The following is a 13759-nucleotide window of genomic DNA, read 5'->3' as shown; positions in this document are numbered from 1 at the left end:
CTGTCCAGCGCGGCTGAGCTTGACAGAATGGATTGACGGGGGTGCGGACGGTAAGACTCAGGGGAAGGGCGTCCACGTGGCCGATCTGCGCGGTGTCATCGCTGGACTCATTCGGCGGCCGGCGTTCTGGCGCGCGGACCCACCCCTCCCCATCGTGCTGGTGACAGGCGAGCACGCGTTCAAGGCGCTGACAGAGCTCACCGAGCCCTTTGAGGACAACGTGCCGTACGCCTCGGTCGAGGAGGGCGCTCACGCGAACGTGAGCGAGTTGGTGGAGGCCCTGGCGGGAGACCTCAAGCTGGGCAAGCCGGTAGGCGGATCCTTCCTTCCCGCGCCCCGCTTCCCCTTCGTCCAGTTCGTCCTGTGGGCGAAGAAGCAGCCCTGGAAGGGCGGCTACGGGGAGTTAAAGAAGCGGCTCAGGAGGCGCAATCGCGGCAGCGACCACAATGTCAGGACCACAGCCGACTTCCTGACCCGCGCGGCCACCACGTGGGTACCGCTCGGGACGTTCGCCGTGTGGTGGGTGGGCGGCGCATCCGACCTCGTCGGCATCATCCCGTGGCTGCTGGGCGGCACGGTGGCGGTGATCGGCACCGCGGCGATGGGAGTGCTGTCGATCAGGGGATCGCTGTTCACCGGCTGGTTCCGCAAGCAGCCCTATCTGCAGCGCGACCCGTTCGAGCGGCTCCCCGATTACGCCCGACGCCTGGCGAAGGCGTCGGGCGACCCTGATATCGAGCTGCTTTTGGTCCATGCGCTCTGCGGTGACATGCGCACGGCGTACAAGAAGTGGGTCATTCCCTGGCCGAGCTGGGGCCGGGGGCTGTACTCCCTCGTACTCCTCGAGATCAAGAATCCGTCGGGGGTGAACGCCGACTTCCTTCACCTCCTGGAGAAGACCACGGAGGAGACCGGGCTACTGCCCCCGATGATCGTGCTGGCCTCCGTGCCCGACGACTTCACCACCGCGACATCAGCCAAGCCCCTGGAGTTCAGCGACCTCGACGTCGCGGTCAAGAAATGGCAGGAGCTGGCGAAGCGGCGCCTGCCCCGCCTGAGGCTCGACCTCCGGTCTTCCGGCCCTCCCTCGGACCAGCTGGCGCAGACGTACACGCCGCGGCTGGTACGGAGCCGGTTGCGTGCGCTCGGATACTGGGGCGCCGTTCTCCTCCTGGTCACCGCGCCCCTCGCCTGGGTCTTCTGGGCCCAGCAGGACAGGGACGCGCACTGCGGCGGCCTTGCCTGGGTGGAGCGGATCGAGGGAGAGTGCGTGGGCGTCGTCAACGCGGCGGAAGCCACGCCGGACGACCTGTTCGACGGCGAGGTGAAGAACCTCATCAGGAAGATCGACGCCAACAACGCCTATGCCACGAGCTCGGGCAGGTATGTCAGCGTGGTCCTGTTCGGCGAGTTCTCGATCAAAAAGGCTGCGGCCGACGACACCCGCCTGGCGAGCGCCATGTCCGAACTCGCGGCGGTCGAGGAATACCAGCGCACGGTCTCCAGCACCCCTCGGCTGCGCGTGCTGATCGCCAACGCAGGCGACAACTTCCGGCAGGGCCGGCGGACGGCGGAGCTCATCACCGGGCTGGCCGAAGCCGACCGGCACGTCATGGGCGTGGTCGGCTTCCCCCGCAGCGTCGAGGGGGTCAGGCAGGCGGTCGACGTCCTGCACGCCGCGAAGATCCCGATGGTGGCCAGCACGGCGACCGCGGATCGGCTCGGCTACCTCGATGACACCGGCAACCCGTCTCCGTACTACTTCCACGTGGGCCCCACCAACTTCCGCGAGGCCTCGCTGGCCGCCAGGTTCGCCGGCAGGCTCGGGCTCAGGCTCAAGTCGGCGGTCATCGTGCAGGACGGCTCGCCCAGCGACGATTACACCAACAACCTGGCCGCCGACCTCGAGACGACGCTGGTCCAGCAGGGCGTCGACGTCAAGGACCGCCTCTCGTACACCGTGAACGCCGGCGGGATCTCCGCGGCGGCGGTGAAGGCCTGCGAGCTCAAGCCGGACGTCCTGATATACGCGGGGCGCGCCCCGGAGTTCCGCGACTTCCTCGTCGCGATCGAAGGCAAGGCCTGCGGGACCGGTGTGCTCAAGGTGATCGCCGGTGACGACGTCGTCAAGGTGGTGGTCGACCACGGCGCCGAGATCGCCAACATGAAACAGGTCGAGGTCTACCACCTGGCGCTGGCGAACCGGGCCCTCTGGTCGGCCGGCTCGGCCAAGCCGACGGCGTTCGTCGGCAGGCTGCTCCAGGGCGCGCACACGAAGGCCGCGGACGAGAACCTCATCCTCACCTACGACGCCATCAGCGTGGTGTACCAGGCCGCCAATGCCGCCTATCTCGCAGCCAGCACCGATCAGGGGCTGCCCAGCAGGGGCGATATCCTCTACCGGCTCTCCCGTACCTCCGGCAGCTCATCCTGGGAGGGATCTGGCGGTGTGATCGACTTTGCCCCGTCGGAGCGGCACGGTCCGGTGAACAAGGCGGTCGCCATCATGAAGGTGGAGAAAACAACGTGGGGGTATGCCAAGCCGGTCGTCCGCTGCGGGATGCTCGACACGAACGAGCCGCCACCGAAGGACGCTATCTGCGACCGCCTTCCCGACGCGGCCCCGAAGTGAGGGCACAATCTCGCACGGGAAGGCGCGCTCAAGGGGCGGAGCTCTGGGTCACGGTGTAACAGGCGCAACGCGTACCCGATACCGCCCTGCGCGGCCCCGAGCACTCCCCCGCCCCCCACCACCACCGCCACGGGACGGGGAAGGGCACGCGATAGGTAACTCTCATGGTCTGCCCCCTCCACCGCGGCGCCGAATCGGATTCACTCCTCAACTAAGACCGGGCACCAACCCAAATCTGTGACACCGTCACACGTTCGGCCACAGTTCAGGGGCCCGATGGCCGGGCGGGCAGCGGTTCGATCAGGTCCTCCATGGTGCAGTCCAAGATGTCCAGCAGCGCCATCAACGTACGGAGGCTGAGCCGCTCCGGCCTCTCCGTGACCAGCCGGTACACCTGGCTCGGCGACAGCTCGATGCCACGCTCGGCCAGCAGCGGACGCAAGCCGGTGGTGGAGAACATGCCGCGACCGGCCATGACCTCCCGCAGACGCCACCGATAGTCCAGCTTGCAGGTCATCTCATGGGCCTCCCCCTTCGCCGCCCTGTCACCGGTCATGCGATGCCTTGGAGCTGGCTACGAGAGGTGATGCCCAGCTTGGCGAAGACCTTGCCAAGGTGGTATTCGACGGTGCGGGGGCTGACGTACATGCGACTGGCGATCTCCTTGTTCGTCAGGCCCTGGCGGGCCAGTCTCACAATCTGTGTTTCCTGCGGCGTGAGCTGGTCGGCGGTTTCGACCGTACGCCTGCGGGCGGTCTCTCCGGTCGCTGCCAACTCGCGCTCCGCCCGGCCGGCGAATCCCTCCATGTCCATGGCCACGAACAGCTCGTGGGCGGTGCATAACTGCTCGCGGGCGTCGAGCCGGCGCCGCTCGCGGCGCAGCCATTCGCCATAGACCAGGTGGGAGCGGGCGAGGTCGACGCGCATGCGGGTCCGGCGAAGCCGGACGATCGCCTCGCGATAGTGGCCGTCGGCCTCCTCGCCTTGGCTGAGCAGCGCCCGCGACCGGGCCTCGACCCCGAGAGCCCAGTCGGTCCCGCTCGCCTGAGTCGTCACGACGAGTTGCTCGAGCGCTCGGGCGGCGAACTCGCGCTCGCCGCTGTGAACCGCCGCCTCGACGAGCTCGGCCGGCGCCCAATGTGCTGCGGCACCCGGCGAGGGTTGGTACACGCAGGCGCGTTCGGCGGCCACCCGGGCTTCCTCGTACTGGCCGAGGCTGTTGTGGAGTACGGCTCTCAGCCACTGGCTGACCGACACGGTGGATCCCTCGTCGCGGGATGCCGCCTCGCTCATCAGGGCATCGGCCAGTTGTTCCGTCTCGGCCTGCCGTCCCCGCCACGCTGCCAGAGCGAGGGCGCCGCCCACCGGTCCCTGGTAGCCGAAGCCGGCCCGGACACCGGTCGCGGCGACGAGCGTCTGTATCTCCTCGTTCACCGACGCCGCCTCGTCCAGCTCGCCCTCGAAGACGAGCGGTATGAGACGCGTGCCCCACGCCAGGGGCAGCACGGCGAGCGCGCCGGTGTCACGGACCAGACGGACGTGGCGATCCGCCAGTTCGCGACCCGACCTGTCATCCCACAGGGCCACGGCGATGGTCTGGGCGGCCCATAGCCAGCGGGACTCCTCTGCGGCGGAGATGTCCTCGCCCAAGAAGGAGGCCAGGGCCCGCCGCATGGCCGGTGCCGCGCTCCGCGCGTCCTGTGTGAAGTGCCGGGCAAGGGCGTCGAGGAGGCGATCGGCGACCCGGGGGGTCGCGGGCGCGGGTGGCGCCGCACGGGTGGCCGCCGCGACTTCTACGAGGCTGCGGCCCTTGTCCGGGAGGGCGCCGATCGCAGCGGACAACGCCTGCAGATACGTGTCGCGGGCCAGTCCGGTGTCCACGGGCTCAAAGCGTCTGGCGGCTTTGAGCAGCATCGGCGCGGCGGATCGGCCGGGATTCGAGGTGCTCGTGATCTCGGCGCGCAGGAGTTCCGCATGGGCGATTCGCAGCTCGTCCAGCGGCCCGGCCTGGGCCGAAGCCAGCAGCGCCAGGGCCGGCTCGGGAGCGCCGGCCAGGTGCTTGGCCCGTGCGGCGGCCAGCGCGCGCTCTGCCCGGCGCCGGGGGTCGGGCGTGAGCTCGGCCGCCCGCTCCAAGAAGGCGCCGACGGCCGCCAGACCACCGCGCGCCTGCGCACGTCCGGCCGAGCGTTCGAGCTCCGCGGCGACCTCCTCATCCGGCTCCGCGGTGCCGTGCGCACGGTGCCAGGCGCGCCGATCCGGATCGGCGTCGACATCGGTCGCCTCCGCCAGCGCCAGATGCACCCTCCGGCGTTCCTCCGGCAAAGCCGCCCGGTACACCGCCGAACGCATCAGCGGATGCCGGAACCGAACGCGGACACCGATGACGATCATGTCGGTCACGGCGCCGTCCACCGCCATGCCGAGGCCGAGCCGCGCGGCCGCACGCCACAGCAGCGCCGCGTCGCCGAGCGGGTCGGCGGCCGCCAGCAGCAACAGTCGCCGGGTGTGCGCGGGCATGCGTCCCAGTTGTCGCCGGAAGCCGTCCTCGATACGGCCCGAAAGCGTCTGCGCGGCCGGCGGCCCGAACCCGCCTGCCAGTTCGGGGCGGGTGAACTCACGCACCAGCTCCAGCAGCGCCAGCGGGTTGCCGCGGGCCTCCGCGACCAGCCGATCCTGTACGTGTTCGTCCAGGGGGCCGGGAACCACCGAGCGCAGCAGAGCCCGGGCATCGCCGGCGGACAGGCCCGGGACGTCCATCACCGGCAGCCCGGACAGCTCGCTGGGGTCGCGTACCGCGAACACGCAGGCCACCGACTCCGCGAACAGCCGTCGGGCGACGAAGGCGAGCACCTGCGCCGAGGCGTGGTCCAGCCACTGGGCATCATCGATCACGCACACCAGCGGACGCTCGCCGGCCGCCGCCGCGAGCAGGCCGAGGACGGCCAAGCCGAGGAGCAGCCGGTCCGGCGCCGGCCCGGCGCGTAGCCCGAACGCCGCGTCGAGCGCGTCGCGCTGTGGTTCCGGCAGGCCGTCCACCAGGTCCAACATCGGCGCGCAGAGCGAGTACAGCGCCGCGAACGCGACCTCCATCTCCGACTGCACACCCGCGGCACACACCACACGGCAACCGGAAGCCCGCTCGGTCAGGTACTCCAGCAGCGCCGACTTGCCCACCCCCGCCTCACCGCGCACCACCAGCGCCCGGCTCTGGCCGACGCGAACCGCGGCGAGCAACCGATCGAGCGCCTCACACTCGGCCTGCCGGCCCCGCAGGCCGGCCTTTGCACTGGGACGGTGAAACTTGCCGGGCAGGCTGTCGACGCTGCCCCACGTCGACAGTCCCCTGCCGTGTCCGCCCACGTCCCCGTGAAGATCGAGGCTCGACTTGCCAACCACCCCGGAATCACCTCCCCGGCCGCATCTCTTGAATGTTCAAGAACGTACGGGTGGTTGATGGGGGTCTGCGTACGTAGGAGTACGTAAAGGTACGAGAGCGTGCCCGGACGCCGTTCCGGCACCGCCGCGGCCCGCCCTCGTCAGAACGACCGTTCGGCCATCATCGCGGCCAGTTCGCCGCGCGACTTGACCCCGACCTTCGGGTAGATCCGATAGAGGTGGGTGGTGACCGTGCGCGGAGACAGGAACAGCCGTTCGGCGATCTCCCGGTTGCTCAGCCCGTCGGCCGCGAGCCGCGCGATCTGCTGCTCTTGCGGGGTCAGCGCGTCGAGGGCGTCGATCGGCTTGCGCCGGGATTCGCCCGTGGCCCGCAGCTCGGCCCGTGCCCGTTCCGCCCACGGCGCCGCCCCGAGCGCGTCGAACGCGGCGGCGGCGGCACGCAGCAGCGGCCGTGACTCCGCCGCCTGTCGCTGCCTGCGCAACCATCCGCCGTACCTGAGCTGCAGGCGGGCCCGTTCGAACGGCCAGTCACGCAGGTCCGCGGCGATCACGGCCTCGTACGTCGCCGCGTCGTCGGCCAGCACGGCTTCGGCGTAACGCAGCCCCGTGATGAGGACGGGCGAGCGGCTCTGCGCGGCGATCGGCGCCAGCTCGGCCACCACGGCGCGGACCTCGTCGAGCGCGCCGCAGTGCGCCGCCGCCTCGGTCAGGTGCCCGACGAGGGTGAACCTCAGGTACGGGTGGTAGGCGACGTCGCCGGGGTCGAACACCCGGTGCAGATGCCCGAACGCCTCCTCGAACCGGCCGGAGGCGAGCGCGCTGATGCCACGGATGCGTTGGGTCAGCGACAACATCGCGTGCATCCCGGCCGTGAACAGCGTCTTCTCGCTGACATCCGCGATCTCGTTGGCGATCTCGCCGTTGCCGCGCAGTGCCTCGGCCATGCCGAGCTGGAGCCGGGCCTGCAGCGCCCAGACCGGCGCCTGGGTCTCGGTGGCCAGCGCCGTGCACTCCGTCGCGGCGGACACGGCGGCCCGCACGTCGCCGGCGGCGGCCGCGTTGTAGGCCAGGCTCGTCAGGCTCTGCATCAGCATGCCGATCCGGCCCTGCGTCCTGAGCGTGTCCGTGCTCGCCTTCAGGAACGTGTTCGACAGGGCGTACGCGCCGAGCGCCGACGCCGCGAAGCCGAAGTCGTAGCGCTGCCGCGGGGTCAGCTCCAGCCGGTGCTGCGACGCCGTCACCCCTTCCAGGCAGGACGCGCCGCGCTCGACGGGCGCGACCTGGGCCAGCGCGCAGAGCACCCGGGTGTCGCCCTCCGGTGCGTCGATCTGCTCGGCGACCTCCACGAACCGGAGCCTGGTGCGGTCGTCGGGGTTGGACCAGTAGAACCGCAGGCAGATGTTGGTCAGGGCCTCAAGGGCGAGCTCGATATCGCCTGCGTCCCGGATGGAGTCGATGAGCTCGAGGAAGACGCCCAGCCGCGCGCTGCCGGTCCAGCCGTTGCCGAGCAACGCCTCGCGGTACCAGGAATACCGCGCCAGGTCCGCCGGGCGTAGCCGGGTCTCGTCCACCAGGTCGAGCAGGCGGCGTACGGTCTCGCCGTCGCCTTGCTCGTCCGCCGTCATCGCGGCCCACAACAGCCGGCTGCCGCGCTCCCGCGGGTCCTCGCTGAGCTGCGCCGCCCGTTCCATGGCGGTCAGCGCGATCGACGCGGCCTGGACGTAGCGGGCCCGGGTGGCCATGGCGGCCAGGTCCGCGGCGAGAGCCTCGTCGGGGCCGGCCGCCGCGGCGGCGCGGTGCCACACCCGCCGATCGTCGTCGGCCACGACCGCCGCGAGGCAGGCGTGCGCCCGCCGCCGCTGCGCCGCGCTCGCCGACTGCTGCAGGGCCGAGCGCAACAGCGGGTGCCGGAACCGCAACCGGTATTGCTCGTCCACGCTGACCAGCCGGCTGACCACGGCCGGTTCCATGTCGTCGGCCGTGACCGGCCGGTCTTCGAGCCTGGATGCCGCCGCGAGCAGCTCATCGAGGTCGTCGCCGTCGTCCAGCGCCGCCACGAGCAGCAGCGCGCGTGTCGCCGCGGGCAGTTCGCCGACGAGCCCGGCGAACGTGCGCTCCACCCGGGTGCTCAGCGGAAGGCGTGACGGCAGCAGCGCGGCGCCGCCGGAGCGGGCGGCCAGCCCGCCGAGCTCGACCAGTCCGAGGGGGTTGCCCGCCGACACGGCGAGCACGCGCTCGCGCAGGGAGGGCGAGAGCCCGGGTGCGACCTGGTCGAGCAGGGCTCCGGCATGCGTCGTCTCCAGCGGTTCGAGCTGCAGCTCCGGCAGCGCGGCGGCGGCGAGGTTCCGATCGACGTCCTCGCCGTCGCGCGCCGTCAGCACGAGCGCGACCGGGTCGGACTCCAGCCGCCGGGCGACGAAGGCCAGCACCTCCCAGCTCGCCCGGTCCAGCCAGTGGGCGTCCTCCACGGCCAGCAGGACCGGCTCGTCCAGACCGCCGAGCAGGTCGAGCACCTCGACGCCGACCCGGAACGGGGCCTCGCCCTCGACCGCGCCGAACTCCGGGCGCAGCCGGCGGAACAGGTGCCCGACCCCGGCGTACGGCAGTTGCACCTCGGCCTGCACGCCCACGGTGGTCAGCACTCGCATTCCGCGGACCTCGGCCAGCGCACAGGCTTCGCCCCACAGCGCGGACTTGCCGATCCCGGCCTCTCCCCGCACCACGAGGGCGCTACCACGGTGCTGCGTGGCCTCATCCAGCACGGCGGTCAGCGCCTGGATCTGCGCCGCCCGCCCGACGATCACCCGGGGCCCCCGCCCGGCGCGCGCCGGACCCGTCCCGACGGCCCTTCCACGCCTCTGGCCACGCACACCCCTTCCATCTGACGTGAGAATCATTCATCAGATGCAAGGAGCGGTGCAACACGAGCACCCGGCCGAGCGCCTGAGCCACGTCGTCACCCGCCATCGGTGGGAGCCGCACCCGATCAGACCGGTCCCGCCGATAACCAGTGATCAAGAGCTCTGGTCTGGACGTGCAGGCGGATGGTCACGCCGAGGGTGACGGCGCTGGTCAACTCGCGCGCGGCGGAGGTCATGTAGTCGGCCCAATGCTGCAGAGCGTGGCCGTTCCGCTTGATCTCCACGGCTATCTACGCGTACGCGACGTCGCGCAGTTCCATCGCCTCGATCTCGACTGCCACCACGATGCCGACCCCGGAGCCGGCGCCGCGAACCGCCCAGCACCTCGACGCGGTTCATCGCCGACAGGTCCATGATCACGCCGTCGTTGAAGGCGCACCGTGGCAGACCGTGTCCTCCGCTGCGCACGGTCAGGGGCGGGCCCCGATCGCGGGCGAAGCGCAGCGCGGGTACCACCTCGGCGGTGTTCTCGGGAAGCACGATGGCCGTGGGCTCGTCCGCTGGCGTGTTCGTGGAGTCCAAGAGGAGATACCGCGGGTCCTCCAGGGTGACGATCTTGCCTTCCAGTTCGGGTGGGGCCGTGAACAGGTTCCACGTCATCGCCGCCCCCGGATCTGCTCGACCCGCGGACAGCAGACGAACGTGTCGTGGCCCAGGCCGGCGTCCAGGTGGCCGGGTTGATAGGCGTGGTCATGGACGGCGAGGTAGGAGTCGGTCACCGTTGCAGGCTCGCGCTCGATGTCGGTCGGATCGAGCAGCCACTCGGGAAGGTGTTCTTACCGACCGGACCGCTCATCTTTCCTCCGAACGTGCTTGCGTGGATGGATCTGCCTCATCGAGCGACCGGGAATGGGATCAGGCTCAGGGACCCGACAGGTGGGCGTCGTGCTCGCCCCGCTGAGCCGCCGGCGCACAGGCGCGGGCCGCCCCGAGACGGCCCGCGCCCATGGCCCCCTCCCCTGGTTGCCCCGTCAGACGGGCCATCGGCCACCACTTCGTGGCCGCGGCGACCGCGAGAGGCCAGGCAGACGAGCCAAGTGCTTGCCAGGTTGGGTCTCCCCGCCCGGTTGCCAGAACGTCTGCCCGGCCATTAAGACCAGAGAGCCGGTCCTGTTGTGACGCCCTCAGGGCGATCATGGGAATGCAGCGGCCGATCGGGCGGCCTCGGCCGGCAGCACCGTCTTGTCCACTCCCGCCTCACCGCGCAGCACCAGCGCGCGGCTCTCGCCACTTCGGACAGCATCGTGCAGCCGGCGAAGGCCGGCGACACCTCGACCCGGCTCCGGTCAGTCGACACGACCCACTGAAGGGACCTGTCACAACGCGCACGGTCGTCCCGGTCTTAGGAGGTGAGCCGACCTTCGCATCCCCCCTTCTTCAGGAAGGTCTTTCATGCCGGACGTCGAGTCGGCGACCGCCCGGCCAGGGAAACCGGCTGGGAAGACGGCCACGCAGCCAACGGAGGACTGACCACATGATCGAACCGGATCAGACGCCGTGGCACGCGCTGCCGGCCGGCGACGTCGCCATCATGCTCCAAGCGGCGGCCCCGGACCAAGGCTTGTCAACCGGCGAGGCGGCGCGACGGCTCGAGCGCTACGGCCCCAACCAACTGCGGGAGGCGGCCCGCGAAACGCGCTGGCGAGTGTTCCTGCGTCAGTTCCAGGACTTGATGATCGTGATCTTGCTGATCGCGGCCGTGGTCAGCCTGCTGATCTCGCGCGAGTGGGAGACCCCGCTCGCGATCTCCGTGGTCGTGCTGCTGAACGCCACCATCGGCTTCGTTCAGGAATCCCGCGCCGAAGCCTCGCTGGAGGCGCTGCGCAAGATGACCTCCACCGTTGCGACCGTCCGGCGCGACGGCCGGCTCGCCCGCCTGGACGCCAAGGAGCTGGTTCCCGGTGACGTAGTGGCCGTCGAGGCCGGAGACCGAGTGCCCGCGGACGGGCGGCTGCTGTCCGCGGCCTCCCTGGAGGTGCGGGAGGCGGAGCTGACCGGAGAGGCGCAGCCGGTCGCCAAGTCCGCCATCGGCCGCGTCGAGGAGGGGGCGCCGCTAGCCGACCGTACGAATGCGTTGTTCATGAACACCTCGGTCACCCGCGGCCGGGGCGACATGCTCGTCACGGCCACCGGCATGGCGACCGAGACCGGCCGGATCGCCGACCTGCTCGCCGCGACCAAGCCCGCCCCGACCCCGCTGCAACGGCAGATCAGCTCACTCAGCCGAACCCTGGCGCTCATCTCCGCCGTCGTGGTGGTCATCGTGGTCGTGCTCGGACTGGTACGCGGGCAGGAGTTCGGGGTGCTGTTCGTCACCGCGGTCTCGCTGGCCGTGGCCGCCATCCCCGAGGGGCTGCCGGCGGTGGTGGCGTTCACCCTGGCCATGGGCACCGACCGGCTCGCCCGCCGCGGCGCCATCGTCAAGCGGCTGTCCTCGGTGGAGACCCTCGGCAGCACCTCGCAGATCTGCACCGACAAGACCGGCACGCTGACCCTGAACCAGATGACCGCCCGGGAGCTCATCCTCGCGGGGCGGCGCTTCACCGTCTCCGGTCACGGCTACGCCATCGACGGACGGATCCGCTCCACCGACGGCCGCCCGCCACCCGACACCCTGGACCAGGCGTTGATCGCGATGGCGCTGTGCACCGACGCCGTGCTCCGCGAGGACGAGGAGGTGGTCGGCGACCCCACCGAGGCCGCCCTGGTCGTGCTCGCCGAAAAGGGCGGCGTCGACGTCGCGGCACTGCGCCAGCAGCGCCCGCGCCTGGCCGAGATCCCGTTCGACGCGGACTACAAGTTCATGGCCACCTTCCACCACTGGACCGGCGATGATGGCCGGCCGATCGTGCGCTGCTTCATCAAGGGCGCGCCGGACGTCCTGGCCGCACGGGCCACCCACTACCTCGGCCAGGACGGCATCACCGACATCGACCCGCAGGCCCGGCGACGCTACGACGAAGCGAACGCGACCCTGGCCGGACAGGGCCGCCGGGTGCTGGCCATGGCCCACCAAGACTTCCCCGCCGACAGCTTCGACGCCGGCGCCGATACGAAGAGGCTGCTGGACCGCATCGTCCTCATCGCCCTGGTCGGCATCGTCGACCCGCCCCGCCCGCAGGCACGCCAGGCCATCCAGCAGTGCCATGACGCGGGCATCCGCGTCCGCATGATCACCGGCGATCACGCGGTGACGGCCGCGGCCATCGCCCGCGACCTCGACATCCCCGGCCAAGCCGTCACCGGCGCCGAACTCGACCAGATCCCGGACGACACCGAACTGGCCCGCCGCCTGGACGACATCGGCGTCATCGCCCGGGTCTCACCCGAGCACAAGCTCCGCATCGTCGGCGCCCTGCAAGCCCACGGCGACGTGGTCGCGATGACCGGCGACGGTGTCAACGACGCCCCCGCGCTACGCAAGGCCGACATCGGCGTCGCCATGGGCCTGACCGGAACGGAGGTGACCAAGGAAGCGGCGACCATGGTACTCACCGACGACAACTTCGCCACCATCGTGGGAGCCGTACGCGAAGGGCGCGGCATCTACGACAACATCGTCAAGTTCACCCGCTTCCAGGTCTCCACCGCGCTCGGCTTCGTGCTGACGTTCCTGATCACCTCTTTGGCCGGCATCGCCGGGGGCGCCCCGTTCACCGCCCTGCAGATCCTCTTCGTCAACCTCGTCATGGACGGCCCGCCCGCGATGTCACTCGGCGTCGACCCGGTCAGCCCGGACGCGATGAGCCGGCCGCCACGCCCTGCACGCGAACCCATCCTCACCAGGGAGCGCCTCATCCGCATCCTGCTGACCAGCGCCCTCATGGCGACCGGCACCGCCGCCGTCCTCGCCTGGGCACCGGGGGCCGCCGCTCCTGCCGTGGGTCAGGCCAGTGTCGCGGGCACGATGGCGCTGGTCACCTTCGTCTTCTTCCAGGCGTTCAACCTGCTCACCGTCCGCCACCCCACCCGCAGCCTGCTCCACCGCGAAACCCTGCACAACGCCAACCCACTGATCGCCACCCTCGCGGTCGTCGCCCTGCTGCTGCTCATCGTCGAACTGGACGCCCTGCACAGCTTCTTCACCACCACCGATCTCACCTTCGGACAGTGGCTGACCTGCCTGGTCGTCGGCTCGGCCATCCTGTGGGTCGGCGAACTCGTCAAAGCCCTGCTCCGCGCCCGCGACCGCCGTCAAGGCGCCCACCGCCTGAAGGCCACGGCATGAGGCCGCGCGCCGATCACACGGTGTCAGGCCCCCCGTACCTTCGAGCAGCGTGGTGCGGATCTGTTTGCGGGACACGATGCCGAGCTTCACGAAGACCTTGCGCACGTGCCATTCGACGGGGTGCTTGCGTATCGTCTCGCCGGTGGCTTGAAGCTCGCGCCGGGCGCGTTCCCCGAAAGCCTCGGCCCCCATCCGGCTGAGCATCTCGTAGGCGATGCCCAGTTGCTCGCGCGCGTCGACGCGGCGGTTCTCCCGGCGCAGCCACTCGCCGTAGAGCAGCCGGGCGCGGGCGTGTGCCACTCCGACCCCGGTGCGGCCGAGCCGCTCGATCGCCTCCCGGTACAGATCCTCGGCGGCCGTTCCTTCGCTCACCTGGGCACGCACGCACGCGGACGTTCCGAGGGCCCAGTCGGTGCCACTGGCCTGTGCCATCTCGTCGATTCGGTGAGCGGCTTCGGCAGCGCGGGCCGGCCTTCCGCTCTGGGCGGCGGCCTCGACGAGCTCGACCATGGACGAAATGGACGGTCCGAGCTCCTGTGGGTGCTCGGCGCCTCGCTCGGCCGCGACATACGCCTCCTCGTA

Annotated in this window: 7 protein-coding genes and 1 pseudogene; 2 read left to right on the top strand and 6 right to left on the bottom strand. The window is 70.7% G+C overall.

From position 1 onward, the window contains the following. Nucleotides 1-76 precede the first annotated feature (76 nt). On the top strand, nt 77-2632 hold the full coding sequence (locus tag Q9G87_RS38545; RefSeq protein WP_305921530.1) for a type 1 periplasmic-binding domain-containing protein: 2556 nt from the start codon (nt 77-79) through the stop codon (nt 2630-2632). 265 nt (nt 2633-2897) lie between these two features. On the opposite strand, the gene Q9G87_RS38540 is transcribed toward Q9G87_RS38545, so the two are convergent. From Q9G87_RS38540 to Q9G87_RS38520, 6 genes and pseudogenes are all read right to left on the bottom strand, one after another. Beyond that, nucleotides 2898-3149, bottom strand: coding sequence for a helix-turn-helix domain-containing protein (locus Q9G87_RS38540; RefSeq protein ID WP_305921529.1), 252 nt, complete (start codon nt 3147-3149; stop codon nt 2898-2900). A 35-nt stretch (nt 3150-3184) separates the two neighbouring features. Continuing rightward, nucleotides 3185-6028, bottom strand: a complete 2844-nt coding sequence (locus tag Q9G87_RS38535) for a helix-turn-helix transcriptional regulator (protein WP_305921528.1) — start codon at nt 6026-6028, stop codon at nt 3185-3187. 140 nt (nt 6029-6168) lie between these two features. Then, a complete protein-coding gene (locus Q9G87_RS38530) occupies nt 6169-8832 on the bottom strand; it encodes a LuxR C-terminal-related transcriptional regulator (RefSeq protein WP_305921527.1) in 2664 nt (887 codons plus the stop codon). A gap of 182 nt (nt 8833-9014) precedes the next feature. Further along, entirely contained in the window at nt 9015-9173 is a 159-nt protein-coding gene (locus Q9G87_RS38525; RefSeq protein ID WP_305921526.1) for a hypothetical protein, read from the bottom strand. Nucleotides 9174-9279: 106 nt separating this feature from the next. Continuing rightward, nucleotides 9280-9549, bottom strand: a pseudogene (locus tag Q9G87_RS60905) (FAD-binding oxidoreductase); the annotation flags it as partial. After that, nucleotides 9546-9668 carry a hypothetical protein gene (locus Q9G87_RS38520; protein WP_305921525.1) on the bottom strand — a complete coding sequence of 41 codons (123 nt, stop codon included), beginning with the start codon at nt 9666-9668 and terminating at the stop codon, nt 9546-9548. The pseudogene Q9G87_RS60905 and the gene Q9G87_RS38520, both read right to left, overlap by 4 nt. Before the next feature lie 755 nt (nt 9669-10423). Here Q9G87_RS38520 and Q9G87_RS38515 point away from each other — a divergent pair. After that, nucleotides 10424-13177, top strand: a complete 2754-nt coding sequence (locus Q9G87_RS38515) for a cation-translocating P-type ATPase (RefSeq protein ID WP_305921524.1) — start codon at nt 10424-10426, stop codon at nt 13175-13177. The last annotated feature ends 582 nt before the right edge of the window (nt 13178-13759 follow it).

Source organism: Nonomuraea turcica (assembly GCF_030718205.1).
GTDB lineage: Bacteria > Actinomycetota > Actinomycetes > Streptosporangiales > Streptosporangiaceae > Nonomuraea.
This window is presented reverse-complemented; position numbering and strand designations above follow the sequence as displayed.

What these genes read in the sequence shown, in the direction of transcription:
- Q9G87_RS38540 (WP_305921529.1), bottom strand. Translation starts at nt 3,149, where the DNA reads ATGACCTGCAAGCTGGACTATCGGTGGCGTCTGCGGGAGGTCATGGCC.
- Q9G87_RS38515 (WP_305921524.1), top strand. Translation starts at nt 10,424, where the DNA reads ATGATCGAACCGGATCAGACGCCGTGGCACGCGCTGCCGGCCGGCGAC.